General features: G+C 37.7%; 23 protein-coding genes and 1 other annotated feature. Of the genes, 13 read left to right on the forward strand and 10 right to left on the reverse strand.

Annotation, left to right across the window (positions count from 1 at the left end; translation table 11 throughout):
* Nucleotides 1–188 precede the first annotated feature (188 nt).
* Complete coding sequence (locus CQZ94_RS14480) at nucleotides 189–4,346, forward strand: S8 family serine peptidase (RefSeq protein WP_105585963.1); 4,158 nt, start codon at nucleotides 189–191, stop codon at nucleotides 4,344–4,346.
* Between the two features lie 383 nt (nucleotides 4,347–4,729).
* Nucleotides 4,730–5,329 carry a TasA family protein gene (locus CQZ94_RS14485; protein ID WP_105585964.1) on the forward strand — a complete coding sequence of 200 codons (600 nt, stop codon included), beginning with the start codon at nucleotides 4,730–4,732 and terminating at the stop codon, nucleotides 5,327–5,329.
* 153 nt (nucleotides 5,330–5,482) lie between these two features.
* Here CQZ94_RS14485 and CQZ94_RS14490 read toward each other — a convergent pair whose 3' ends face one another.
* From CQZ94_RS14490 to CQZ94_RS14500, 3 genes are all read right to left on the reverse strand, one after another.
* Nucleotides 5,483–6,625: a glycosyltransferase family 4 protein gene (locus CQZ94_RS14490; RefSeq protein ID WP_105585965.1), complete on the reverse strand. Its 1,143-nt coding sequence runs from the start codon at nucleotides 6,623–6,625 to the stop codon at nucleotides 5,483–5,485.
* A 12-nt stretch (nucleotides 6,626–6,637) separates the two neighbouring features.
* Complete coding sequence (locus CQZ94_RS14495; protein ID WP_002167520.1) at nucleotides 6,638–7,168, reverse strand: phosphatase PAP2 family protein; 531 nt, start codon at nucleotides 7,166–7,168, stop codon at nucleotides 6,638–6,640.
* Between the two features lie 145 nt (nucleotides 7,169–7,313).
* Entirely contained in the window at nucleotides 7,314–7,826 is a 513-nt protein-coding gene (locus tag CQZ94_RS14500) for a gamma carbonic anhydrase (RefSeq protein WP_105585966.1), read from the reverse strand.
* A 74-nt stretch (nucleotides 7,827–7,900) separates the two neighbouring features.
* On the opposite strand from CQZ94_RS14500, the gene CQZ94_RS14505 reads away from it, so the two are divergent.
* The gene (locus tag CQZ94_RS14505) at nucleotides 7,901–8,704 is read left to right on the forward strand and encodes an alpha/beta hydrolase (RefSeq protein ID WP_142395841.1); all 804 of its coding nucleotides are present in this window, start codon (nucleotides 7,901–7,903) and stop codon (nucleotides 8,702–8,704) included.
* A 40-nt stretch (nucleotides 8,705–8,744) separates the two neighbouring features.
* Nucleotides 8,745–9,809 (forward strand): tetraprenyl-beta-curcumene synthase family protein, encoded by a 1,065-nt coding sequence (locus tag CQZ94_RS14510; protein WP_142395842.1) that lies wholly within the window; start codon nucleotides 8,745–8,747, stop codon nucleotides 9,807–9,809.
* A 37-nt stretch (nucleotides 9,810–9,846) separates the two neighbouring features.
* Here CQZ94_RS14510 and CQZ94_RS14515 read toward each other — a convergent pair whose 3' ends face one another.
* The 6 genes from CQZ94_RS14515 to mnmL form a co-directional block, all read right to left on the reverse strand.
* Complete coding sequence (locus tag CQZ94_RS14515; protein ID WP_105585968.1) at nucleotides 9,847–11,148, reverse strand: PepSY-associated TM helix domain-containing protein; 1,302 nt, start codon at nucleotides 11,146–11,148, stop codon at nucleotides 9,847–9,849.
* Between the two features lie 155 nt (nucleotides 11,149–11,303).
* Nucleotides 11,304–11,978 carry an aspartate/glutamate racemase family protein gene (locus tag CQZ94_RS14525; RefSeq protein ID WP_105585969.1) on the reverse strand — a complete coding sequence of 225 codons (675 nt, stop codon included), beginning with the start codon at nucleotides 11,976–11,978 and terminating at the stop codon, nucleotides 11,304–11,306.
* 24 nt (nucleotides 11,979–12,002) lie between these two features.
* On the reverse strand, nucleotides 12,003–12,683 hold the full coding sequence (locus CQZ94_RS14530; RefSeq protein ID WP_105585970.1) for an ABC transporter permease: 681 nt from the start codon (nucleotides 12,681–12,683) through the stop codon (nucleotides 12,003–12,005).
* Nucleotides 12,684–12,701: 18 nt separating this feature from the next.
* Complete coding sequence (locus CQZ94_RS14535; RefSeq protein ID WP_105585971.1) at nucleotides 12,702–13,535, reverse strand: ABC transporter ATP-binding protein; 834 nt, start codon at nucleotides 13,533–13,535, stop codon at nucleotides 12,702–12,704.
* Nucleotides 13,536–13,798: 263 nt separating this feature from the next.
* On the reverse strand, nucleotides 13,799–14,371 hold the full coding sequence (gene mnmM / locus CQZ94_RS14540) for a tRNA 5-(aminomethyl)-2-thiouridylate-methyltransferase MnmM (RefSeq protein WP_105585972.1): 573 nt from the start codon (nucleotides 14,369–14,371) through the stop codon (nucleotides 13,799–13,801).
* Nucleotides 14,368–15,327, reverse strand: coding sequence for a tRNA modification radical SAM protein MnmL/YtqA (gene mnmL / locus CQZ94_RS14545; RefSeq protein ID WP_105585973.1), 960 nt, complete (start codon nucleotides 15,325–15,327; stop codon nucleotides 14,368–14,370). Before mnmL ends, mnmM begins: the two co-directional genes overlap by 4 nt.
* 189 nt (nucleotides 15,328–15,516) lie before the next feature.
* On the opposite strand from mnmL, the gene CQZ94_RS14550 reads away from it, so the two are divergent.
* The 9 genes from CQZ94_RS14550 to leuS all read left to right on the forward strand — a co-directional run bounded on the left by CQZ94_RS14550 (nucleotide 15,517) and on the right by leuS (nucleotide 25,522).
* On the forward strand, nucleotides 15,517–15,780 hold the full coding sequence (locus CQZ94_RS14550) for a YtzC family protein (RefSeq protein ID WP_002089099.1): 264 nt from the start codon (nucleotides 15,517–15,519) through the stop codon (nucleotides 15,778–15,780).
* Between the two features lie 15 nt (nucleotides 15,781–15,795).
* Nucleotides 15,796–15,945, forward strand: a complete 150-nt coding sequence (locus CQZ94_RS14555; RefSeq protein ID WP_073522216.1) for a glycogen biosynthesis protein GlgD — start codon at nucleotides 15,796–15,798, stop codon at nucleotides 15,943–15,945.
* Nucleotides 15,946–16,074: 129 nt separating this feature from the next.
* Complete coding sequence (locus tag CQZ94_RS14560) at nucleotides 16,075–16,836, forward strand: ABC transporter ATP-binding protein (protein ID WP_105585974.1); 762 nt, start codon at nucleotides 16,075–16,077, stop codon at nucleotides 16,834–16,836.
* A 16-nt stretch (nucleotides 16,837–16,852) separates the two neighbouring features.
* Entirely contained in the window at nucleotides 16,853–18,712 is a 1,860-nt protein-coding gene (locus CQZ94_RS14565) for an FtsX-like permease family protein (protein WP_105585975.1), read from the forward strand.
* Nucleotides 18,713–19,060: 348 nt separating this feature from the next.
* A complete protein-coding gene (locus tag CQZ94_RS14570; protein WP_105585976.1) occupies nucleotides 19,061–19,627 on the forward strand; it encodes a tyrosine-type recombinase/integrase in 567 nt (188 codons plus the stop codon).
* Nucleotides 19,628–19,668: 41 nt separating this feature from the next.
* Nucleotides 19,669–20,166, forward strand: coding sequence for a cation:proton antiporter regulatory subunit (locus CQZ94_RS14575; protein WP_105585977.1), 498 nt, complete (start codon nucleotides 19,669–19,671; stop codon nucleotides 20,164–20,166).
* Nucleotides 20,167–20,169: 3 nt separating this feature from the next.
* Nucleotides 20,170–21,393 (forward strand): cation:proton antiporter, encoded by a 1,224-nt coding sequence (locus CQZ94_RS14580; RefSeq protein WP_105585978.1) that lies wholly within the window; start codon nucleotides 20,170–20,172, stop codon nucleotides 21,391–21,393.
* Nucleotides 21,394–21,583: 190 nt separating this feature from the next.
* Nucleotides 21,584–22,777, forward strand: a complete 1,194-nt coding sequence (locus tag CQZ94_RS14585; RefSeq protein ID WP_105585979.1) for an MDR family MFS transporter — start codon at nucleotides 21,584–21,586, stop codon at nucleotides 22,775–22,777.
* Between the two features lie 52 nt (nucleotides 22,778–22,829).
* Nucleotides 22,830–23,048: a binding site (T-box leader), on the forward strand.
* A 65-nt stretch (nucleotides 23,049–23,113) separates the two neighbouring features.
* A complete protein-coding gene (gene leuS / locus CQZ94_RS14590; protein WP_105585980.1) occupies nucleotides 23,114–25,522 on the forward strand; it encodes a leucine--tRNA ligase in 2,409 nt (802 codons plus the stop codon).
* A gap of 27 nt (nucleotides 25,523–25,549) precedes the next feature.
* Here leuS and CQZ94_RS14595 read toward each other — a convergent pair whose 3' ends face one another.
* Nucleotides 25,550–25,978, reverse strand: a complete 429-nt coding sequence (locus CQZ94_RS14595; protein ID WP_105585981.1) for a GNAT family N-acetyltransferase — start codon at nucleotides 25,976–25,978, stop codon at nucleotides 25,550–25,552.
* Nucleotides 25,979–25,993 lie beyond the last annotated feature (15 nt).

A 25,993-nucleotide genomic window follows, 5' to 3' on the forward strand; every position in this document is an offset into this window, starting at 1 on the left:
AAAACACAGGGTAGTTCTTTTGTACTATACGGTATAGAACTAATAACTAAAAAAATATTACTTTTTGATAATTTTCAGAAAAGTTTAAATTTAATAAGATAAGAAAGTAGAGTCGTAGTCTAAAAGCCTCGGAAATTTATGTTATGCAATGACTACAGATACAAATAAATTTAGATGGGGGAACTTGTATGAAGAGAGGGAAATTTGGAAGGGTTCTTACAGGAACTTTAGTTACTGGTATGCTATTGTCACAAGGTATTCCGTATAATGTATTGGCAGAAAGCGCGGTTGAACTGAAGCCAGTTGATAATGCGGAACAGGTACTAATGAATCTGTCTCCAGAACAAAGAAAGGCGTTGGAACAGTTAGATGTAAGTCCTAATTTTACGATTTCACCTGATATTGATTCTAATAGTCCTGAATTAGTTAACGTTATCGTGGAATTCAATCAAGCTCCAGCAAAAATTGAAGTGATGAAACAAGCGGCGAAAGGGAAGAAAATAGCTACTACTACTGCGCAAGCAAAAGTAGATGAAGAGCATAAAGTGTTCAAACAACATGTCGAATCCTTAAAATCGAAGAAGGATGCCGGCACTTACGATACAAAAAAAGTGAAAGTTACACGCGAATATAAGAATGCGATCAACGGTGTAGCTATGACTTTACCTGGTGTGGCAGTGCAGGAGTTAATCCAATCCGGAGTCGTAAAACGTATTTTTAAAGATTACGAAGTAAAAGTGGAACCTCCGGTAGAAATGAAGGAAACAAAAGAAACAATTCAGCCAAAAATGGCGGACAGTATTCCGCAAATTGGCGTGGACAAGCTTCATGCAGAAAACATTACGGGTAAAGAGATTAAAGTCGGCGTTCTTGATACAGGTGTTGACTATAATCATCCTGACTTAAAAGGTGCTTATAAAGGCGGGTATGATTTTGTAGATAACGATGCAGATCCGATGGAAACGACATACGAGGACTGGATAAAAGCAGGTAAGCCAACATCTCCTGGTTATGTGTATTATACAAACCATGGTACACATGTAGCAGGAACGATTGCAGCTCAAAAGAAAAACAATGCGGATTATGCTGTGAAAGGTGTAGCACCTGATGTAGATTTATATGCTTATAGAGTATTAGGTCCTTGGGGCGGAGGTAATACAGCAGGAATTCTTGCTGGAATAGATAAAGCGATTGCAGATGGTATGGACGTTATCAATATGTCACTTGGTGCGCAGACTAACGATCCGTTATATGCTACTTCTGTCGCGACAAATAACGCTATGCTTTCAGGTGTGGTAACAGTTGTTGCCGCAGGTAACGCCGGACCGAACGAAAAAACTCTCGGTTCCCCGGGAACGGCAGCTCTTGGCATTTCAGTAGGAGCAAGTGATGTTTCTATGTCCATTCCTACATTCAGTGCAAGTGCAGCGAGCGAAAAGTTTGAAAACATGCAGTTATTAGGTAAAGATTTTCCTGATAAGTTAGAAGATTTGCAAGGACAATCCTTACCGATTGTATTCGCGGGATTGGGTAAACCAGCTGATTTTACGGGGAAAGATTTGAACGGAAAAATTGCGCTGATTCAACGCGGGGAAATTACGTTTGATGAAAAAATAAAAAATGCTAAAAAAGCCGGGGCGAAAGCGGCTATTGTGTATAACAATGCCGATGGACAAATAACCACCTACTTAGGTGAGGGGGTAGATTTTATTCCATCTTTCCGCCTATCAAAAGCGGATGGCGAGCGATTAAAGTCACTAGGTGAAGTATCTTTCAAATTCGAAACGCTGAGCAATACAAAAACGGAAGGCGATCACTTAGCTGATTTCAGCTCCCGTGGACCGGTAAATGGAAATTATGATATTAAGCCGGATGTAGTCGCTCCGGGTGTGTCAATTTTCTCTACCGCACCGGAATATATTAACGATCCGCAGGACGGTACTAATTATAGCAATGCATATGTACGCTTGTCTGGTACATCTATGGCTACTCCTCACGTGACAGGTACAGCAGCATTGATTTTGCAGGAGCATCCAAAATATACTCCTTTCGATGTGAAAGCGGCTCTTATGAATACATCCGATGATTTGAATGGCAAGAATTCTGTATACGAAGTGGGTGCGGGGCGTATCGACGCGTATCAAGCTGTTCATACGGACACATCCATCAAAGTATTGGACAAAACAAAAAATATTGAGAATGGAAATATTGTTGAAATTGATGAACAAACAGGATCTATTATGTTCGGCAGACATTTTAAGCAAGGTGATAAACCAATTGAAGCGAGTAAAAAAGTGACGGTCCAAAACAACGGCAAAGAAGAAAAATCCTTTAAAGTAGAAGTGGAGTATCACGATGAACGTACAGGTATTCAAGATGCAGTGAAGAATGGTGTACAAGTTGAGGTACCGGCATCCATTACAGTAGCAAGCGGACAATCACAGGATCTGGAGCCGAAAATTACGATTCCTGCTAGCGCTAAGACAGGCAGATACGAAGGGTATATCCATGTGACTAATGCGAACAATCCGGCCGAAACGTATCAAATTCCATTCGCTGTCATGGTGACGGAAAAAGGATTTGAATATATAAAAACGACTAAACCATCCGTAACAAATATGACACCTTTCTGGCAATATTTAGAACCTATGGTTCACGGAGTAATGAAGTTGAATAGCCCGATGAAAACAATCGATGTGCTTGTTAAGGACAGTAAAACAGGAAAAGCTGTAGGTTTTATAGGAACAGCGAATACTAGTAAATTACAGACAGACGTAGAAACTTTTCTTCTAGGAGTATTCAGTGGTACTGTCTATCCATTTACAAATGATCCTTCCAAACCGATTGGCGATCTTCCTGTGAAGCTTCCGGCAGGCGATTATACACTAGAAATGGTTGCGCACGATGAAGAAGGGAAATCGTATGTTGTAGACAATCCGCTTATCGTGGATAATACAGCACCGGAAGTAAATATGGACAAAAAACCGGGTGTAATCGAGGTCAATGACTCCATGTTTACAGTAGAGGATGGACAAAAAGCGGTATGGCTGCATGGAACAGCTAAAGATTCGACGGTAGATGTATTAAAATCAAAAGGCTTAAACTATGATCAATCATCCAACACAATGGGTTACTCTGCAAATTCTGGATTCATAGATGGATTCTTCCCAGTCCAAGCGAACGGAGATGTGAAATTTGGAATTGAGGAAAGTGATATTGCAACAAATCCTTTACGTTTGACTTTGACTACGTTTGATATTGCAACGGCAATGGAGAAACAAAACTATGTTTTCGTAAAAGAAGGTACGGAATATACGACTTCTAGTTACGATAAGAAAGATGTGAAAGTTGACGATAACGTTACGATGACACTGAGTCTCAATAATGTGAAGCAGCTTGCATCTGGAGAATTTAATGTCGAATTCATAAAAGACTTGTTTAAGTTTGAGAATGTGAAATTGAACAATGCGGCAAGCGAGTATGCGAAGGACAAGGGCTTGGAAGTATCGCTGCAAGAACCTATGGTGACAGAAGGAACTCACACTAATACAGTGAAGGTCGGCGCATCTATGAAAGGGAATTCATTCAGCGGTATGGATGGAGATATGCCTTTTCTTGATGTAACGTTTAAATTAGTAAGTGATGCATATTTCGATAATGTTATCGGATTTAATGTACAACAGGCGTCTTATATGAAAGCTGGACAAACAGCAGCTACTGCCATTCCTTATTTCAGAACAGAAAATTTTAATATCATTCCAACGCATTCGAGAGTGCAGGGTTCCATCTCCCCAGAAGGATTTTTGATTGAGGTGGATGGGCAAAGTTCGTATTTGAGAAAAGAGGATTATACAAAAATCGGTGCCCAAGTATATGTGCTGTCCCCAAGCGGTAAAAAATATAAGGGAACAATTGATAATAAAGGATCCTACACCATTCATGGTATCCCAGCTTCTACTGAAGCATACACATTTGTTTTGGATATTCCGGGACATCTCAAAGTGATGAGGAAATTCATTCCAGGATATTCTGTAAACGGTGAAATGCGCGGGCAACATGTTAGATTAGGTGCTAAAAGTCTTGCAGGGGACGTGAATGGTGATAGATTGATTGATATTCGCGATATGAAAAGTGTAGTAGATGTATACGGTAAGAAGGATGCATCCATCGTGCCGCAAGACATCAACCAAGATGGTGTAGTGGACGAAAAAGATGTCCGCTTCATTGAGAAAAACTTCTTGCAAAAAGAAGTCGGTGTTCCAGAAGTAGTTAAGCCAAAAGAAACAATTGGTAAAAAAGGACTGGCAGATTTCCTACGTCAGATCGGTCTAGAACCGAAGAAATAAAGTGAAACTATAATCAGTGGGGGTTTTGTTCATCCCCCACTGATTATTAGCCTTCACCAATCGGGCGTTTACGGGCAGCAGGGCTTCCACCTAACTTCTTTGCTCCAGCCGAATTTTGAGGTGGGAGTTTTACTGCCCACAAATAGCGGGATAAAAGAAGGTGTCTTAGGAGCGGCTGCTGATAAAAGAGGGAGAAATATCATCTTCTGTAAATATCGATAGTCGCTCTTAAATAAAACGAGAAGTTCTTTATTAAGAATTTAGTGACTATCTTAGAGGTAAATCTAAAAGACATCAGATAAGGAAACAATTCGTTTTTACCTCATAAGGACTTATCAGCTGTTTAATAGTTTAGATATTATAAAAATAGGGGGATTGTTAAAATGAGTCTTAAGAAAAAGGTTGGTATGGGTGTTGCATCCGCAGTTCTTGGTTTATCTTTAATCGGAGGCGGAGCGTTTGCGTACTTCAGTGATAAAGAAGTATCAGAAAACACGTTTGCGGCTGGTACGTTAGATTTGAGCATTGATCCACAAGTTATCATCGATGTTGACAAAATCAAACCAGGTGATCAAATAGAACGCGATTTCCACTTAATCAACAGCGGCACTTTGAAAATTAAGGACGTTCATCTTCTTACTGACTACACTGTAACAGATGCAAAAGGTGATAACGGAGATGCTGATTTCGGTGATCACATCAAAGTGGAGTTCTTATGGAACATAGACAAAAACACAGTTCCTGTATGGGAAACTACTTTGTCTGAATTGAAACAGGCTACTGCTGATGGTAACATCCCTGATCTTGTACAAAAAGGTGTCGTAAACTGGGAAGGAAACGGACTTGCTCCAGGCAAGGATGACACTTTCTATGTGAAATTCATATTTGTAGATAATGGAGAAGAGCAAAACGTATTCCAAGGAGATACATTGAAATTGAACTGGACATTCGATGCGGCTCAGACAAAAGGGGAAGAAAAATAAGTTCAAATTTTATTCATTATATCTATGTGACAACTGAACTGCTAAATAAAAGTGCAAGATAAAGAGAGGTCATACTACGAAGTGTGACCTCTTTTCCTGTATTTTGTAAAATATAGGAGTTTCACTTGTAAATTGATGATACATAAGCTGAGCTTAAGCCAGCATTTCCGCTTTTCGACTTTGAATAACATCATCATAATGCATGAGTAAATCACTGGAAATTTCATCCCAGCTTTCTGTAGCAGCATAAGAGTGAGCATCTTGGCTCATTTGTTTACGCATTTCTTCATTATTTAACAATTCATAAATAGATGACAAAAATGAGTCCGCGTTTTTGGGTTCACGAAGAAAACCTGTTTTTCCATCTGTAATAATATTTTTAACCCCGCCACTATTCGCACCAATAACAGGTGTACCACATGCGAGTGATTCCAGTACGACGTTCCCAAATGTTTCAGTGGTAGATGGAAATACCATTAGATCGGAGGAAGCGTAGACTTCAGCTAAATCCTCACCTTGTAAATATCCAGTAAAGGTTACATTTGCTTTTGGAACATTTTCATGCAGGATTTTTGCAAGAGGGCCATCTCCAGCGATGAGCCAATGAATATCGTCACGTTCTTTGTTTGTCGTTTGAATAAGTGTTTGAAGAGTGTCGATATCTTTTTCAGGAGCAAGGCGTCCGACGTAGGAAAGAATATATTTCGCTGTAATATTATATTTTTTTCGAAATAGGTCTTTATTGTAAGTTGGATGAAAGAGAGTACAATCTACACCACGTCCCCAAATATAGAGCTGTTGAAATCCTTTTTTCTTTAATTGATGTAATGTTTCAGGGGAAGGAACAAAGTTTTTTTGCATATGACTATGAAACCACTTTAAATAGTTCCATAACATACTGGAGAGAAACTCAATTTTGTAATAGTGTAAATAGGCGTCAAAATCAGTATGATAAGAACCAACGACTGGGATGTTCAACTTTTTTGCGTAATACAACCCACAAAGTCCCATGTTGAAAGGTGTGGCAATATGAATAATATCCGGTTTAAAAGCAAGAAGTTCCCGCTTAATGCGCGGAGTAGGAAAGGCAAAGCGACATTCTGGATATAATATTGTTAACGGGATACTTCTCATTTTGTTCACATTCGCTACGAAATTATCTTCTGCCGTATGCTGAGGGGCGAAAACAGAATAGGCGATATTTTCTTTTTGAAAATATTTAGTTAAACGTTCCAAAGTTTTCGCCACACCGTTGACTTGTGGTGTAAATGTATCGGTAAATATGGCGACTCTCATCATATCGCTCCTTTACATGAGTGGAATGAGTTGATAAAAAGAGATGATGCCAGAGCAAGTGCCAAGGCACATGCCTACAAATACATCTGACGGATAATGAAGCCCTAAATAAATACGGGAAATACCGACGCATAATGCTAACGGTAATAGAAAAGCAAGCAAGTTTGGATTATAACAAATAAATGGAATGAGGACAGAGAAAACAGCCGTTGTATGTCCGGATGGAAAAGAATGATCTTTTAAAGGCTGTACTGGATATTTCGCATCTTGAATTGTTAAATAAGGGCGTTTTCGTGGATACCATCTTTTTAATATTTGCACAGGAATATGGCTAATTGTTAAAGAAATAGCAGTTGCAATTGCAGCTTGATGCAAATTCCCTGTTGCGAAAATTAAAAAGAATAGGGTAAGTGCAATGGAAAAACTTGCACCACCGATATGGGTAATATTGCTGAAAAAGATGTTTAATGTTTTTTGATCAAAGTAGCGATTAATTCCTTTGAAAATGTAACATTCTATTTTATATAGTCCACTGACCTTCATGAGATTTTTCCTCCCTCATTTACATATATATGGAGTTATTAACTTCTATTTTAATAAGATTTTATTGAGGGAATAATAATGTTTTGTAAAGAAAAAGTTAGCTTTTTTCATAAAAAAAGCTGCCATAAGACTGGCAGCGATAAAATCACTTTTGTAACGATTTATAATATTGTCCTTTTTCAACGTATTGTGTGCGAATACGTTCCATATCTTTACGGTCCTCTTCTGTTAATTCGCGAATGACCTTCGCAGGACGACCGAAAGCTAACGTATTAGGAGGGATTTTCTTTCCTTGTGAAACGAGACTACCAGCACCGATGAAAGCTCCTTCGCCAATTTCAGCGCCATCTAATATGATAGAGCCCATTCCAACTAAAGCATCTTTTTTTATGTGACAGCTATGTAAAATAACTTGATGCCCAACGGTAACGTCATCTTCTAAAATAAGAGGATACTGGGGGCTTTGGTGAAGTGTACATTGATCTTGTACATTTACTCTATTTCCAATTATCGTTGGTGATACATCACCGCGGATGACTGTATTAAACCAAATACTTGATTCCTCGCCAATTGTCACATCGCCTGTAATGGTAACGTAGTCAGCGATAAAAGCACTACTCGCAATTTTCGGATTTTTTTCTTTGTAAGGATATATCATGTAAAGCCTTCCTTTCCTAGAGACTAGTTTTAGTGTATCAAATTATGAAAAAGAGTGAAATGGAGGAGTTTCGTATGTGGAACTATGAAGCGGAAGAAGCGAAAGCCGTCATTATTATCGTACATGGTGCTATGGAATATCACGGGCGTTATGAAGGAGTTGCAGAAATGTGGAATCATAGCGGTTATCACGTCGTTATGGGGGATCTTCCAGCACACGGAACAACTTCAAGAAATAGAGGACATATCGATTCATTTGATGAATACATAGAGGAAATAAAGTTATGGGTGAAGGAAGCAAGAAAATATAGGTTGCCTATTTTTTTATTTGGTCATAGTATGGGAGGACTTATTGTTATTCGTATGATGCAAGAAACGAAAAGAGAGGACATAGATGGGATGGTACTAAGCTCGCCTTGTTTAGGAGTATTAGCTTCACCTTCCGCTCCGCTTCGTGCTGCTTCAAAAATATTAAATGTCGTTGCTCCAAAATTGCAATTTGCAACAAATCTCACTGTAGAAATGTCAACTCGTAACCATGAAGTGAGGGATGCGATGGAGAATGATTCATTGTTCTTGCGCAAAGTATCAGTACGTTGGTATAGTGAATTGATTAAGTCTATCGAGATTGCTCATGAGAAAATAGATGATTTTCCAGATGTTCCACTCTTGCTAATGCAGGCGTGTGAGGATAAACTTGTAGATAAAACACGTGTCCGTACATGGTTTGATAATGTTAAAATTAGTGATAAGGCATATAAAGAATGGCCTAATTGTTATCATGAGTTATTAAATGAGTATGAGCGTGATGAAATTTTGAATTATATTCAGTCATTTACTGAAATGCATAGCAATAATATAGTAAAAACAAACAAATAAATCATTATTTGTACATTTAATAGAGGAGATGAAGGAAGAAGTGAACGTACCGAGTAATCCCATAACGCTCATGGCGAAAGTATACCGTGATGTGTTTCCGGTTGTACACCATGAGCTAGCGATGTGGAAAGAGCGTGCCTACCATATTCCGAATGATGAGCTTCATAGTCAGGCAATCGCAAGTATTGAGAATAAAACGTTTCATTGCGAGGGCGGTGGCATTTTAGCGTTGCTAGCAAATGAACATCGAGAGGAATGTATTCGTTTTATTGTAGCGTATCAAACGATTAGCGACTACTTAGATAATTTATGTGATCGCAGTACATCACTTGATCCGAAAGACTTTGCAGCTCTTCATGAGTCGATGGTAATGGCATTAAGTCCTGAAGTTGAAGGAGGCGGTAATTATTATCGTTATCGTGATGATCAAGATGATGGTGGTTATTTAGATGAGCTCGTTGAAACATGCCAAGATGTTTTAAAGAAAACGAAGCATTATGATAAAATTGCTCCAATTCTTCATGAGCTTGCTTGTTATTATTGTGATTTGCAAATTCATAAACACGTGAAATTAGAAGAAAGAGAACCGCGTCTAAAAACATGGTTTGAAGCTCATAAAGAAAACTTGCCGCCGATGAGCTGGTTTGAATTTTCGGCTTGTGCAGGATCAACTTTAGGAATCTTTTGTCTTGTGGCATATGCATTTCATGATGAATTACATGATGAGGATATTGAGAAAATTAGACAAGGATATTTTCCTTACGTACAAGGACTTCACATTTTACTTGATTATTTCATCGATCAAGAAGAAGATCGCATAGGCGGGGATTTGAATTTCTGTAGTTATTACGAAAATGAGCAAGCCATATTAGATCGTATGAAACATTTTGTAGAAGAAGCAGAGAAGAGCATTGGTAATTTGCCTCATGCGAAGTTTCATCGTCTCATAAGCCGAGGATTACTTGGTATTTACTTATCAGACCAAAAAGTATCGGCGCAAAAGAATATGCACAAAATGGCACGGCGTATTGTAAAATACGGAGGGCTCACTTCACGATTCTTCTATTGGAACGGGAAGCTGTACCGAAAGAAAATGGCGCAGTGATGAAGAAAACCACTCATATGGAGTGGTTTTCTTTTTATTATGATCGTATTTTTGAAAATACGTATATGAGAAGTTCAATTGTGAAGATAACTAAAACAGATAGTCCGAATAAAGGCATTACAGTGCCCAGTATAACCATCATGATAAAGAAAACGAATATGCTTTTCTTATCTTTTTGCTTCGGAGGTGCTGCTAATTTGCCTTTCGGTTTTCTTGCTAACCACATTTTCACTCCGAAATACATAAGAAGTAATAATGATAATGTTGTTAGTAAGCATAATATTTTATTAGGCCATCCAAATAAATGTCCTTCGTGAAGCGGGATACCGTAAGAGAACCACTTTGCAAATAATCCGTAGTCACGATAGTCTGTTTTAGAAATAAGCTCTCCGCTATATTGATCAAAGTACGCTGTAATTTCTTCATTAGGTGCTACGTGCATGCCTGTAATACCAGAGCCGCTTGATTTTGAAATAATGAATACACCTTTTGGATCAGCTGGCAGTGAGATAACATATGGCTTCTTTATTTGAACTTCTTTTTGTAATTCATCAACTGAGATTGCTTTTGGCTCATTTGAGTTAGATTCAGGAGGATTTTCTTGCCTTGTTGCCCACGGTAATTCCTTAAATTTTGACTCAGGTGCTGACATATACAATTTCGGATATCCAAGTGATTCATTTGACGTTGCGATATTATAAATTTGTTTCCCCATAAAAGCTGACCAAGGTAATCCAGTAACGACTAAAAGAACGAGAGGAATTGTAAATATAATACCGATGATAGAATGACGTCGTTTTGCTTTTTCTCGCTTATTGGATGATGGTGTGTTTTTAAATTGGCGTATACTCATATATAAACCAGTTACGATTAAGAAAATGGTCCAGCACGCAGCAAGTTCTACTAAATAGTTGACGACAGTACCGCCTACTAAAAGGGAACTATGTAATTCCCGCATAATATTTGCGAACGTTTCATCTGCATTTTGATCCCCAACAATTTGGTTGTTGCTGTCTAAATAAACATATTTCTGCGTTCCTGTATATTCATTTGCGATTGTAAGCCTCGTATTATAATCTCCATTAAACTCACTAATTTTCGCCACACTATAATGTGGATATTTTGTCTCTGTTAATGAAATAGAATCAGCCATCGAAATAGATTCTGTTTGGGCGCTCTTCCCAAAATATAAATCTTTATAGACGAAATCTTCAACTTCTTCCCGAAATAAATACCCAATGCCGCTCAGTGACAAAGTAATAAGAAGCGGCGTAATAAAAAGTCCAGCATAAAAATGCCAACGCCAAAAAATGTAATGAAGTGAACGATTTTGTTTCATACTTCAGTTCCCCTAACCTTCCCTATATGAATAAACTACTTATTTAATATAGCGAGATTAAGTGTGGATACTTTGAAAGAATTGTGAAAAAAGTTAAAAGTCTTGGGGATTTTCATCAAACATAACACACATTTCAAAAGGGATGTGTTTTATGCTTATGAAGATCTCTTTGTATTTGATAAATACATTTTAACAACTGCCTCAGCAAGACATTGAGAGGAGTCGACAAAGTCCTCACTTGCCACCACATTCAAATCGGTACATGCGATAATAGAGGTATCTACTTCATCTTTCAACTGTAAAATGAGCACACTCCATAATTTGCGAGCTTCTTCAATTTCTCCAGATTTAATACAAGTAATAATTTGATTAATCATTTCCTGCCATTTTTCATTATGAATGTGCTCTATATTACGTTTTGCAATCCCGTCTTGGTAAATACCCGCTTGAACAGTTGCTTCTGTTGCGAGAAGAGCGACTCTTTTTGCATTTTCAGGAATTGCTTTTAACGTCTCATCGACTATATTTAAAATCGGAATGGAAAGAGAATGCTGTAATTCTTCAAAATAAAGATGCGCCGTATTGCAAGGCAAAGCTATAAAGTCTACGCCAGTACTTTCAAGTTTTTGTCCCCCTTCAATAATCGCTTTTTTCATCGCCGCATGATCAATGGGGCGATCCATATAAAACGGTGTTGGGCACGAATAAATCATCATATGAGGAAAGTCCATATCATGCTTTGCTCCATATATTTGTTGGCATTGTGCTACAACTGTATCGACGAATGGTCCAGTTGATTTTGGACCCATTCCTGCTAGTATTCCGATCATTGTTTAGTCCCCTTTAATATGTAATCAAAAACGTTTGCTGCGAACGAGAAAAAGAAATAAAGTAAGTAATAAAAATGAATAGACGATAGCCCAAGCTGTGAGCCATAGAGTGTGAGTAAGTATATTATATTTGTATTGTCCAAGCATTATAAAGCTTTCGACAGGTGGTAAAAACCACAGTAGCTCTTTTTTAAACCGGATTGAGGCGATCGTTATAAGTAATATAAATGTAAGACTAAGCCAAGCAGTGCTTGCTTTTTGAATAATATTTCTTGTAAATAATGTTGCGATTGAAATCCCCAGTATAGATAAAGACATATGAGCCAGAAATCCGACTAGAAATAAAGAAGCTGTCATTTTTTCATTGAACATTTGTAAGACAATTGGGTAGCTGATGGATATGACAGATAAAACAGTACAAATAAGAAGGGCTGTAATATATTTACCGAAGTATAATGCTGAAATATTATTCGTATGTGAAATAGTAATTTGTTCTTGTACAGGGTCTTCTGTATGAAAAATTGTAACTGTAATCCAGGCAGACAGTAAATAAAGTGCGAGTGCCGTTTCTAAATATGTCGGTACAATGGGAGTCGGTTTATACGCGTATACAAAAAGTAAGCTCACGAAGTACATCACAATAGGAGGGACGTACTTATACGATTTTGTGTAGTCGAGAAAATGGTAACGAATAAGCGCAAACATAATAAACCTTCTTTCGATTTAAAAATTAGGTTGTAGCAGTGTAATAGATGCTTTTTTATGTAATAAAAACTGGAGTATTTCGTTTGTACAATCTTTCTCGATTTGTAACTGAATGAGGTTTTGATTTGAATTGTGAGTAACATGTATAATCCCTGATTGTTGTTGTAGTTCTATCGCTGAAAATGTTTCATGGACGATTGCCTCAATATAGACTTGTTCTATTGATTTTTGCACAGAGGTATCTTCTACGATCGTATAATTTGCTAACGTCACAATTCTCTGGGCGAAGTTTTCTAGTAGTTGTTTTTCGTGACATGTGAAGAGTACAGATATGCCTTGTTGTTTTAATGAAAGTAAAATGTGTTCTAGTTCTTGCTGAGAGTTAGGATCGAGTCCAGAAAGCGGCTCGTCTAAAATTAATAAATGGACGTCTGTAAGTAATGCTTGCATGATGCCTGTTTTTTGTTTCATACCTTTTGAAAAGTTTCGTACAATGGAATGCCTTGCATGATGTAAATGAAAAGATTCAAGGAGCATCGGAATTTTATTTCTTAAATATTTTGTTGGTAAACCGTGAATGTGGCCAAGATGATATAAATAATCCTCTAATGTAAACCGAATTCCTTCAGGAAAATGTTCAGGTACATAGCCGATTTGCATATGTTCTTTTCTTTGAAGTGTCCCCGCCGTAGGTGAAATAAAGCCTGCAATTATTTTGAGTAAAGTACTTTTTCCAGTCCCGTTCCCACCAATAATAGCGATTGCTTCGCCTTCTGGAATGGATAAATCGATGTTGTCTAGTATAAGTGATTTGCCGTACTTCTTTTGAATTCCCTTTAGTTCTACTAGCAAAGTTCTATCCTTCTTTCTTCAAATATTGTATATATCCATTATATAGGAGAATAAAAAAAGACGTGCAGTGAGTGCACGTCTTTTTTTGTTATGTTTTGTCGAATCGTCGATATATTATCCCGCATTAACGGGCAGTAACACTCCCACCTCAAAATTCGGTTGGAGCAAAGAAGTTAGGTGGGAGATAAACTGTCCGTAAACGCCCGATTGGTTCAACTAATAATCAGTGGGGGATGAACCTCCCCACTGATTAAAGTTTCACTTTATCGCTTCTCAATCGCCACAATAAATGGCGGGTTGTTTTGCTGGTTAATGAAGCCGTATCTTAGTACGTGAGCTTGCTTTTGGTCTAGTTCTTCGGCGAATTTGAGAACCGCATCACGTTCTACTTGTCCTTCTGGATGACCGTGGTAAATGACAAGGACGATGATACCTTCTGGTGCCATTACGTCTAATAATTGTTCGATAGCCGAGATTGTTGAGTTCGGTTTTGTGACGATATGTTTGTCACCGCCAGGAAGGTAACCTAAGTTGAAGATTGCTCCTGTTACTTTTCCTTTTGCTTCTTCTGGTAGTACGGATAAAAGTGTATCGTGACTATCATGAACTAAAACAGTACGTTCGAAAAGTTCTTTTTCTTTTAGGCGGATAGTAGAACTTTCGATTGCTTCCTTTTGAATATCAAATCCAAATACTTTTCCGTTATCTCCAACGATTTCGGCTAGAAAACATGTGTCATGACCATTGCCAAGTGTTGCATCTACAGCATAATCGCCTTCTTTAACTGCCGTTTGCAAGAGTGCGCACGCAAACGGTAATACACGTTCTAATTTCATGCTTGTTTCTCCTCATTTGCATATTTTCCTTGCCAGCTTCCGCGGCGTACGAATTCTCCATCGATGGAATTTAATACTTCCCATTTATTTAAGCTCCACATTGGGCCGATCATTAAATCAGGTGGACCGTCACCTGTGATGCGGTGCACAATTACGTCTTCTGGAATCATTTCAAGTTGGTCGACAACGAGACTTACGTAATCTTCAAGAGATAAGAATTCTAGTTGTCCTTTTTCATATTGCTTCACCATTGGCGTTCCTTTTAATAAATGAAGTAAATGAATTTTAATTCCTTGTATGTCAAGCTTTGCTACTTCACGAGTTGTTTCCATCATCATGTCGTAATTTTCAAGTGGAAGTCCGTTAATAATATGAGAGCAAACTCTAATGCCGTACTTGCGTAATTTATTTACGCCTTCAACGTACGATGGATAATCGTGAGCACGATTAATAAGATTTGCAGTACGTTCATGAACAGTTTGTAGTCCGAGTTCAACCCAAAGATACGTGCGTTTATTTAAGTCCGCTAAATATTCAACGACATCGTTCGGTAAGCAATCTGGACGAGTTGCGATAGAAAGACCGACAACGTCTTTTTCTGCTAGAAGCGGTTCGAATTTTTCTTTTAACACTTCAAGTGGAGCATGTGTATTTGTGTACGCTTGGAAATAAGCAATACATTTTCCGTCTTTCCACTTTGAGTGCATTTTTTCTTTCATTTCATGATATTGCGTGATTACATCATCACGGCGATCACCTGCAAAGTCACCAGATCCAGCGGCACTGCAAAATGTGCAGCCGCCGTAAGCGACTGTACCGTCGCGGTTCGGGCAATCGAAGCCAGCATCTAATGAAACTTTAAAGATTTTTTCACCAAATTCATTTCGTAAGTGGTAATTCCATGTATGATAACGCTTATTGTCATTTGTATATGGAAAAGGGTTTTGAACCTTCATTATTTTCCCTCCTAAGACGAGTCAAAATAAAGTGAAACTTTAATCAGTGGCTGCTTTGTCCATTCCCACTGATTATTAGCCCTCACCAATCGGGCGTTTACGGGATGAAACAAAATCCATTATAACATACTCATAAGGTTCATATGGAAGGGACACACTAAAGGGGAATTGAAGCAAGGAGGGACAATTATGGCAGAGCGTCAATCACTTGAAGAGTATATTACACAGGCAGAACAAGCGGTGGAATATGCGAAAGAACAATTAGATCAAGGCATGAGACAAGAACATTACAATACGATGGAGTATTCGGATGCTCAGTTGCAATTAGAACAAGCATATAATGACTTACAAACGATGCAGCAACATGCGAATGATGAGCAGCGTGAGCAGTTAAATAGAGCACGTATGGCAATTCGCCAATTGCAACATCAAATGATTATTACACCGCACTAATAAGGAGTGAATGTAATGGCGAAACGTTCAAATCAAAATAATCCAGAGCAAAAAACACAAAATGGACATAACGCTGAATTTTCAAATGAACTTGATCCAGTGGTTCAAGTGAAACAGCGTAACAGTAAAAAAGGACAACCTCAAAAATCGAAGCAATCAGAGTAACCCAGGTCGCAATATGACCTGGGTTTTTTTTATTACAAAAGTGTAAGGTAATTGTAATGTTAATAAATAGCAGTTCACCTCCAAAAGGCGCAAAATAGGTAATGGAAAAACAAGCGTAGGAGGATATATATGACGAAACCAGTTGTAGACGTGAAAAACGTTCAAAAAGTGTACGGTAAAAAAGGTGAGAACCAATCACATGCTTTAAAAGGCGTATCATTCTCAATTCAAGAGGGTGAGTTTGTTGGTATTATGGGACCTTCTGGTTCTGGTAAAACGACATTATTAAATGTAATTTCAACGCTTGATAAAGCAACGGGCGGCGTTGTTGAAATTGCGGGTACGGACATTACGAAAATGAAGCAAGGTGAGCTATCTGATTTCCGCTCACAAAAATTAGGATTCATCTTCCAAGATTTTAACTTATTAGAGAACTTATCTATTTATGAGAACATTGCACTTCCCCTTTCCCTTCAAGGTGTTCCATCACGTAATATTGGCCCGAAAGTAGAGAAGGTAGCGGATATGTTAGGGATTTCAGAGATACTTCAAAAGTATCCAACTGAAGTATCCGGTGGACAGAAACAGCGTTCAGCAGCAGCGCGTGCACTAGTACATGAACCAGCAATTATTTTAGGGGACGAGCCAACAGGAGCTCTTGATTCTAAAAATGCAGCAAGTTTACTTGATGCGATGACAAACTTAAATGAAGAACAAGGCGTATCTATTATGATGGTTACGCATGATCCGTACAGTGCAAGTTACTGTCAACGTATTTTATTCATTCAAGATGGTGAGCTGTATAAAGAAATTCACCGCGGTGGTACGCGTGAAGAGTTTTATAAAGAAATTTTAGATGTGCTTGCAGATTTAGGTACACAAAAAGCATAAGAAAGGAGGTTCAGGCATGTTATTTAAACTTTCCATGTCAGGGCTGAAAAGTAAGCTAAAGGATTATATCGTCTTACTTGTCGGTCTTGTTATGTCTATTTCAATTTTTTATATGTTTCAAACGTTAGCGCTGAATAAAGCGTTTATTGAATCCAATTCTGTCATTAAGTCTATTGGCTTCGTATTCCAAGCAGGTTCATTTTTATTAGCAATTATAACGTTCTTCTACATTTTATATGCAAACTCTTTCTTACTATCTCTTCGCCAAAAAGAGTTTGGTATGTACATGATGTTAGGTGCGAAAAAGCATAAAGTTACATTACTTATGTTCATTGAAACAATCGTATTAGGTGCTGCGTCTCTTGTGATTGGAATTGCAGTTGGTGTAGGACTTGCCGGGGGGATTGGGCAATTATTAATGAAGCAGCTTGAATTTGCTGGTGATGGCTATAAAGCATTTTATATCCCCTCAATGACTATTACATGTATTTTCTTCTTCGCACTATTTGTATTATCGGCAATTATGAACAGTATTAAGTTATCACGTATTTCTGTACTGCAGCTTGTACATGCAGATGCACAAACAGAGCGTGTGGCAGTAAAAGGAAAAATGACAGGTGTAGTTGCATTCTTTGCCGTTATTTTAGTAGGAATTGGCTATGCATCTATGATTTATATGGATAAACTGAAAGAAATGGGAATTATAATTGCATTAATTACAACAACAGCTGGTACTTATATGTTATTTGGATCACTTCTCCCAGTTATTATTAAAAAGTTAAAGAGCAATAAAAAACGTAGTGAAAAAGGACTTAACGCTTTTACTTTCGCGCAGTTAAACTTCCGTATTAATAGTTTAACAAAGGTACTTGCAACAGTAGCGATGTTAGTTGCGCTTGGAGCTGGTGCAATTTCAGGTGGTATGGCGTTTAAAAATAACGTTATAAAAATGGTTGATGGTTTAGTAATATACGATTCAGTTGTTCATAATCCTACGGCTGAAGAAAAGAAGATTTTAGATGGTATTACATTTAAAGAGAAAAGTGAATACCGTTACAAAATGGATAATAAATACGTTTATTATGTAAAAGAAGATTTAGAGAAAAATCGTCCTTTCGTAAAAGATATGGCAAATATGAAGTCGATGAAGGATTTAGTGAATACGAAGAAAGTTTCAGAGGAACTACCAGTAGGTGCAGTTTCTAGAGAAATGAATGAAAAAGATGCGAATGCTAAAGAACTTTCAGAAGAATGGGTTGATGCTTTTAGTACAATCCATCCATATTATATATACGAAGATCATGCAATTAAAATTGTAGATCAAAAAATGTACGATGGGATAAATGGTAAAGAAGGTATAGCATTTATCGGAAAAACAGATGATTTTGTAGCATATACAAAAGAATGGAAAAAACTTGACGAGTTGCAGCTAGTTAAATATAAAAATGTAAAAGCTGAGCAAATGAGCAGTAAATATCAGGCGTACGATATGTTCTATGGTGTTGCGAGTGGAACAGTGTTTATGGGCTTCTTCCTTGGAATTGCTTTCTTAGCAATGATGGCAAGTTGCTTAATGTTTAAAATTCTTTCTGGTGCATCAAAAGATATTACGCGCTATCAAATGCTTCGTAAAATCGGTGTGCGCCGTGAGTTATTAACGAAATCGATTTATAAAGAGTTATTCTTAGTATTCTTATTCCCAGCTATTGTAGGTATCGCTCACGTATTAGTTGGTATGAATATTTTTGGATTTATTTTAATGGATCCGTACTTCCGTATTTGGTTACCGATAATAATTTTCGTAGTCATTTACGCGATTTATTACTTCATTACAGTTCAATTGTATAAAGGAATTGTTCTTCCGAAAGAAGATTAATAAAAAACCGAGCGAAACTGCTCGGTTTTTATTATTTTCAGATAAAATACTTTTATGTTACTAAAATATATAATATAATGTAAGTAAGTAACATAATATAAAGGTGTCAGCAGCTGGAAAATGAAAGGAGGAATCCAATCTGTAGAAAGAAGCTGAATCTTTATCCCCCATTTCTTTTCTAACCACAACGTATTTGTACAATTGTAAATTTCCAATTTAAAAATTGTCGGAACCATAAGAGCATATTATAAAAATAATGGATAATACATGGAAATCCTATAGCGTGATAAGGTAAAATGGACAGGATAATGAGAAAATTACTGTTCATAAGATGAGGAGAATACATGTATGGAAGTTGTAGAGGCATTAAAAGATATAAATCAAATTGAGGCTATGAAAAAATATTTAAAAGAGCACTCGCAGCGAGATTATCTTTTATTCGTTATTGGAATTAACACTGGATTAAAAATTACAGAACTACTGAACATTAAATTTGAAGATGTATTAAATGAAGATGGAACTGTTAAAGAATTTTATTCTCTTCCTGTGAAAGATGAAAAATTTAAACAAGATATTTATTTAAATACAAAAGTAAAAGAAGCGCTTTCGAATTATGTGCAATCTTTTACTATTCAAAGAGATAACTACGTATTTCAATCTAATAAAACAACAAATTCAATTTCGCGCCAACAAGCTTATCGTGTTATTCATAGTGCGGCTGAAGCGGTTGGGATACTTGGTAAGATTGGAACGAATTCAATGCGAAAAACATTTGGATTTCATGCATATAAAAGAGGAATAGCAATCGCGCTGTTGCAAAAACATTTTCATCACGCGACTCCGTCAGAGACGCTCAAGTATTTAGGGATATCAAAAGATGAAAAGTTTAAAACAGAGATTGATGTAGATTTGTAAAAGGAAAGAGCCGTAACTAAAAAATTTTAGGAGGCGGGAATATGAATATTAGAGAGAGTGAACTACCGGGCATTGGATGTAAATTTGAAGTGATAACAAAGGGTAATGAAAAAATGGTTATTGTTATTCATGATGATGGAAGAAGGGAAATGTATCATTTTGATGCGGATCATGATGAGAGTATTTCAAGCATTTCTCTTCGCGATTCTGAAGCAAGACAAATTGCGGCTATATTAGGCGGGATGGTATATAGGCCACAAGCTTTAGACACGATTGAGATGGCTTTTGAAGGATTATCAATTGAATGGTTTAAAGTAGAAAATCAGGCACCAGTGATACAAAAAACAATTGGTAGCTTACACGTTAGAAAAACATATAACGTAACAATCATTGCTATTTTGAAAAAGAATATGAAGAAGTTCTTTAATCCAGGCCCAGATTCTATCATTGAAGCTGGCGATATGCTCGTATTATCGGGTGAAAGACATGAAGTGAAAAGAATCATTAAGGAATTACTTTCAGCAGGAGGTGACTCATAATCGATGGATACTTTAGTCTTTGAAGTTGGAACTGCGTTAGTATTAGTAGCTTTTGCAGCTATCCTCGCTGCAAAGTTAAAGTTCTCGATTATTCCGTTTCTCATTATACTCGGTATGCTAGTGGGGCCTCATGCCCCAGATTTAGGGCTTATCGATTTAAGGTTTATTGAAAGCGGAGAAGTTATTTCCTTCCTCGGCCGTGTTGGCGTCATATTCCTCCTATTCTACTTAGGCTTAGAATTCTCGATAAAAAAATTAATTAAATCAGGAAAGTCCATTGCTTTTGGGGGTAGTGTTCATATATCGCTTAATTTCATATTAGGTTTACTTTATGGGTATATAATGGGCTTCCCCTTACTAGAAACATTAATTATTGCTGGAATTATTACAATCTCATCGAGTGCAATTGTAGCGAAAGTAATCGTTGATTTAAGAAGAACGGGTAATAAAGAGACAGAACTAATTTTAGGAATCATTATGTTTGATGATATCTTTTTAGCTGTATATTTATCAGTTGTTTCAGGATTAGTACTCGGAGGTGCAACGTCATTTGTAGGTGCTCTTACATCCGTGTTAATCGCAGTAGGATATATGTTACTATTCTTTGTAATCGCTAGAAAAGCTACGCCGTTCCTAAATAAAGTATTAGATATTTCGTCCAATGAAATTTTTATTATCGTAATATTCGCTATTTTATTCTTTGTAGCAGGATTTTCAGAAACAATTCATGTTGCGGAAGCGATTGGGGCTTTATTGTTAGGACTCGTCTTTTCAGAAACAGAGCATAGTGATCGAATTGAGCATCTCGTCGTCCCGTTTCGTGATTTCTTTGGAGCTATATTTTTCTTCAGCTTCGGTTTAAGTATAGATCCGTTTTCGCTTGGAGGAGCAGTGTGGTTGGCATTAGGAGCAGTTTTCATTACTCTCATCGGTAATTTTACAGCTGGAATGATTGCAGGGCGTAAAGCCGGGTTATCGCATAAGGCTTCTACGAATATCGGTTTAACACTTATATCACGTGGGGAATTCTCCATTATTGTCGCGAATCTCGGAATAGCGGGTGGCTTAATGGTAACGATTAAACCATTCTCAGCTTTATATGTTTTAATATTGGCATCGTTAGGTCCTTTATTAACGAAGGAGTCTGGGAGAATATACTCTCTACTAGACAAAATATTTAAATGGAGTGCTAAAGAAAGTGCAAAACGTAAAAAGGAAGTTGGATAACCTTTCGCGAGGGAACGATTCCATTATTTATAGATTAATATTTTACAAAGACGATTAGAATACATTCTAATCGTCTTTGTGCTATTATCTGAATTTCATCAACTATTAATCAGTTGCCTTCCTATTTAAAAACGACTACAATTTTACTGTTATATATATGAACGAAAAAAAGAGAATAGGAGGGGAGACTATGCCAAGGAAAGTATGGCTATTAGTAGCTGGGATGATTATTAATGTCACGGGTGCTTCTTTTTTATGGCCTTTTAATACAATTTACTTACATGATAGTTTAGGGAAATCTTTATCAGTAGCCGGAATGGTATTAATGATCAACTCGCTTACTGGTGTAATCGGAAACTTGCTCGGCGGTGTTTTATTTGATAAATGGGGCGGTTATAAATCAATTTTAGTAGGGATTGTCATTACACTCGTATCGATTTTAGGTCTTGTATTTTTCCATGGTTGGCCGTTATATGTTGTGTGGCTAGCATTAATCGGCTTCGGTTCTGGAATGGTCTTCCCATCGATGTATGCGATGGTTGGTACGGTTTGGCCAGAAGGCGGAAGACGAGCGTTCAATGCAATGTATGTTGGACAAAACGTTGGGATTGCAATTGGAACGGCATGTGGTGGTTTAGTTGCATCATATCGTTTTGATTATATTTTCTTAGCGAACTTTATTTTATACTTTGTTTTCTTCTTAATTGCTTTTATTGGATTCCGTGGTATGGAAGACAAAAAAGAGCCAGGAGTGCAAAAGGAAATCGAAACGAAAAAAGGATGGACGCTTACACCTGGATTCAAAGCACTTCTTATTGTGTGTGTAGCATATGCTTTATGCTGGGTTACATACGTACAGTGGCAAGGTGCAATTGCAACGCATATGCAAGAGTTAAATATTAGCCTTCGTCACTATAGTTTATTATGGACGATAAACGGAGCGATGATTGTTTGTGCGCAGCCGCTCGTTAGTATGCTAATTCGCTGGATGAAGCGTTCTTTAAAGCAACAAATTATGATTGGAATTGTCATTTTTGCGGCGTCATTCATTGTGTTAAGCCAAGCACAGCAATTTACGATGTTCCTCGTTGCGATGGTAACATTGACAATTGGTGAATTGTTCGTATGGCCGGCAGTTCCGACCATTGCAAATATACTTGCACCAAAAGATAAATTAGGATTTTATCAAGGGGTCGTAAATAGCGCGGCGACTGTAGGTAAAATGTTCGGACCGGTCGTTGGCGGAGCAATTGTTGATATATACAATATGGAAGTATTGTTTATAGCGATCATGGTAATGCTTGTAGTAGCGCTTATTGCAACGAGTATTTATGATAGACGAGTAAAAGTAGAAGAAGCAGTTGAAGAAAAAATTGCAGTTTAGTTTGACGGAACATGTAACATGTTTTAGAATATATTTAAATTAACTCATATTTGTAATAACAGTGAGAAGGAGTAGTAGTAATAGAAGCTGGTTTAGAGAGTTGACGGTCGGTGCAAGTCAATCCACGTTTCGTTATGAACTCGCCTTTGAGTTGCAGTTGTGAAATCATTAGTAGCAATTGCCGTTAATCCACGTTACGGATCTAAGCGAATGTATATATTACATTAATTTAGGGTGGTACCGCGGGAATCTATAACCTCTCGTCCCTTTCTAGGGATGAGAGGTTTTTTGTATTTTGGGCGGTGAAAATAAATGGAATTTCAAGGAGGGTATCTCATGAGCTTTAATCATCAAGAAATTGAGAAGAAGTGGCAAGGTCATTGGGAAGAGAATAAAACATTCCGTACGCCAGATGAGACGGAAAAACCAAAATTTTATGCACTAGATATGTTCCCATATCCATCAGGTGCAGGCTTACACGTAGGGCATCCAGAAGGATATACAGCGACAGATATTTTATCTCGTATGAAGCGTATGCAAGGGTATAACGTTCTTCATCCAATGGGATGGGATGCATTCGGTCTTCCAGCAGAGCAATATGCACTAGATACTGGAAACAGCCCGGCAGAATTTACAGAGCTTAATATTAATACGTTCCGTAATCAAATTAAAGCATTAGGCTTCTCTTACGATTGGGATCGTGAAGTAAATACAACAGATCCAACCTACTACAAGTGGACACAATGGATCTTCCTGAAACTATTTGAAAAAGGTTTAGCTTACGTTGATGAAGTACCTGTAAACTGGTGCCCAGCACTTGGTACAGTACTTGCGAATGAAGAAATAATTGACGGTAAGAGTGAGCGTGGTGGACATCCAGTTGAGCGTCGTCCGATGAGACAGTGGATGTTAAAAATTACAGCTTACGGAGATCGTCTATTAGAAGATCTAGATGATCTTGATTGGCCAGAAAGCTTAAAAGATATGCAACGTAACTGGATCGGTCGTTCTGAAGGTGCAGAAGTGAACTTCAACATCGATGGTGCAGATGAGAAGTTCACAGTTTTTACAACGCGTCCTGATACACTATTTGGTGCAAGCTACTGTGTACTTGCTCCAGAGCATGCACTTGTTGCTGACATTACAACAACAGAGCAAAAAGAAGCTGTAGAAGCTTACATTGATTCTGTAAAAATGAAGAGTGACCTAGAGCGTACAGAACTTGCGAAAGAGAAAACTGGTGTATTCACTGGTGCTTACGCAGTTAACCCAGTAAATGGTGAGAAATTACCAATCTGGATCGCTGACTATGTTCTTGCAACTTACGGAACAGGTGCTGTAATGGCAGTTCCAGCTCACGATGAGCGTGACTATGAATTCGCATCAACGTTCAATCTTCCAATGAAGGAAGTTGTAAAAGGCGGAGACATTTCGAAAGAAGCGTATACAGGTGATGGTGCGCACGTAAACTCAGCATTCCTTGATGGTTTAAATAAAGAAGAAGCAATTGTAAAAATGATTGAGTGGCTTGAAGTAACAAGCGCAGGAAATCAAAAAGTAACGTACCGTCTACGTGACTGGTTATTTAGCCGCCAACGTTACTGGGGTGAGCCAATTCCAGTAATCCATTGGGAAGATGGCACAATGACAGCTGTGAAAGAAGAAGAATTACCATTAGTTCTTCCGAAAACAGAAAACATTCGTCCTTCAGGTACAGGTGAGTCACCACTTGCAAACATTGAAGAGTGGGTAAATGTTGTTGATCCTGAAACTGGTAAAAAAGGTCGTCGTGAAACAAATACAATGCCACAATGGGCTGGTAGCTGCTGGTACTACCTACGCTATATCGATCCAAACAACAGCGAAGCACTTGTAGATCCTGAAAAAGTAAAACAATGGCTTCCAGTTGATATTTATATCGGCGGAGCAGAGCACGCTGTACTTCACTTACTATATGCTCGTTTCTGGCATAAAGTATTATATGATATCGGTGTAGTTCCAACGAAAGAGCCGTTCCAACAATTATTCAACCAAGGTATGATTCTAGGTGAAAACAACGAGAAAATGAGTAAATCAAAAGGTAACGTTGTAAACCCAGATGATATCGTAGCAAGCCACGGTGCAGATACACTTCGTCTATACGAAATGTTCATGGGACCATTAGATGCTTCAATCGCTTGGTCTGAAAATGGTCTTGACGGAGCTCGTCGTTTCCTAGACCGTGTATGGCGCCTATTCATTCAAGATAACGGTGAATTAAGTGAGAAAATTACTGATGCACCAAATAAAGAGCTTGAAAAAGCTTACCACCAAACAGTGAAGAAAGTAACAGAAGACTATGCAGAGCTTCGCTTCAACACAGCGATTTCTCAAATGATGGTATTCATCAACGATGCATACAAAGCTGAAACACTTCCGAAAGAATATGTAGAAGGTTTCGTGAAAATGATTGCACCAGTTGCACCTCATATCGGGGAAGAACTTTGGAGCAAACTTGGATACAATGAAACAATCACATATGCAAGCTGGCCAACATTTGATGAGTCTAAACTTGTAGAAGATGAAGTTGAAATCGTTGTTCAAATTATGGGAAAAGTTCGCGCGAAACTAACAATGAGTAAAGACGCATCAAAAGAAGAAATGGAACAACTTGCACTTGAGGAAATCAAAGAACAAATTGAAGGGAAAACAGTTCGTAAAGTAATTGTTGTTCCTGGAAAACTTGTTAACGTTGTTGCAAACTAATTAATTATTAATAAAAGCTCAGAGCGTTTATGCTCTGAGCTTTTTTGCGTGAAAAATAAGCTCTGGATCATCTTCATCTAAGTTTTCGATCATTCCACTACGCATAAATCCATTCGCTTTAAAAACTTTTTGCATATTTGTATTCGATTCGTTCGTTGAAGAAAATATTTTTTGAGTAGGAGAATGCCTTAACATATATGAGATTAATGAGCTTGCATGACCTTGTCTTCTTTTCGTTGGCGAAACAATGATTAATGAGAGGAAAGTATAGCCAAAGAAATTTGTATCGTATGTTAGAAAACCAGAAATGGAATTGTCCTCTTTTGCAATTATGCAGTTTCCTTCATCAATAGCGTGTTTAATATAATTTCGTCTACTATCGTCTCCGATTACAGCGACATCTATATGTAAGATTGAATCTAAATCATCAATTGAAGCTTTTGCTACGCTCTCCAACGAAAACGCCTCCTT

The organism is Bacillus sp. MYb209 (assembly GCF_002975175.1).
Classification (GTDB): Bacteria; Bacillota; Bacilli; order Bacillales; family Bacillaceae_G; genus Bacillus_A.

Bases quoted from the DNA above. Each gene is read 5' to 3' on its own strand.
- CQZ94_RS14480 (WP_105585963.1), top strand. From the start codon at position 189: ATGAAGAGAGGGAAATTTGGAAGGGTTCTTACAGGAACTTTAGTTACT.
- CQZ94_RS14485 (WP_105585964.1), top strand. From the start codon at position 4,730: ATGAGTCTTAAGAAAAAGGTTGGTATGGGTGTTGCATCCGCAGTTCTT.
- CQZ94_RS14490 (WP_105585965.1), bottom strand. From the start codon at position 6,625: ATGAGAGTCGCCATATTTACCGATACATTTACACCACAAGTCAACGGT.
- CQZ94_RS14495 (WP_002167520.1), bottom strand. From the start codon at position 7,168: ATGAAGGTCAGTGGACTATATAAAATAGAATGTTACATTTTCAAAGGA.
- CQZ94_RS14500 (WP_105585966.1), bottom strand. From the start codon at position 7,826: ATGATATATCCTTACAAAGAAAAAAATCCGAAAATTGCGAGTAGTGCT.
- CQZ94_RS14505 (WP_142395841.1), top strand. From the start codon at position 7,901: ATGTGGAACTATGAAGCGGAAGAAGCGAAAGCCGTCATTATTATCGTA.
- CQZ94_RS14515 (WP_105585968.1), bottom strand. From the start codon at position 11,148: ATGAAACAAAATCGTTCACTTCATTACATTTTTTGGCGTTGGCATTTT.
- CQZ94_RS14525 (WP_105585969.1), bottom strand. From the start codon at position 11,978: ATGATCGGAATACTAGCAGGAATGGGTCCAAAATCAACTGGACCATTC.
- CQZ94_RS14530 (WP_105585970.1), bottom strand. From the start codon at position 12,683: ATGTTTGCGCTTATTCGTTACCATTTTCTCGACTACACAAAATCGTAT.
- mnmM (WP_105585972.1), bottom strand. From the start codon at position 14,371: ATGAAATTAGAACGTGTATTACCGTTTGCGTGCGCACTCTTGCAAACG.
- mnmL (WP_105585973.1), bottom strand. From the start codon at position 15,327: ATGAAGGTTCAAAACCCTTTTCCATATACAAATGACAATAAGCGTTAT.
- CQZ94_RS14550 (WP_002089099.1), top strand. From the start codon at position 15,517: ATGGCAGAGCGTCAATCACTTGAAGAGTATATTACACAGGCAGAACAA.
- CQZ94_RS14555 (WP_073522216.1), top strand. From the start codon at position 15,796: ATGGCGAAACGTTCAAATCAAAATAATCCAGAGCAAAAAACACAAAAT.
- CQZ94_RS14560 (WP_105585974.1), top strand. From the start codon at position 16,075: ATGACGAAACCAGTTGTAGACGTGAAAAACGTTCAAAAAGTGTACGGT.
- CQZ94_RS14565 (WP_105585975.1), top strand. From the start codon at position 16,853: ATGTTATTTAAACTTTCCATGTCAGGGCTGAAAAGTAAGCTAAAGGAT.
- CQZ94_RS14570 (WP_105585976.1), top strand. From the start codon at position 19,061: ATGGAAGTTGTAGAGGCATTAAAAGATATAAATCAAATTGAGGCTATG.
- CQZ94_RS14575 (WP_105585977.1), top strand. From the start codon at position 19,669: ATGAATATTAGAGAGAGTGAACTACCGGGCATTGGATGTAAATTTGAA.
- CQZ94_RS14580 (WP_105585978.1), top strand. From the start codon at position 20,170: ATGGATACTTTAGTCTTTGAAGTTGGAACTGCGTTAGTATTAGTAGCT.
- CQZ94_RS14585 (WP_105585979.1), top strand. From the start codon at position 21,584: ATGCCAAGGAAAGTATGGCTATTAGTAGCTGGGATGATTATTAATGTC.
- leuS (WP_105585980.1), top strand. From the start codon at position 23,114: ATGAGCTTTAATCATCAAGAAATTGAGAAGAAGTGGCAAGGTCATTGG.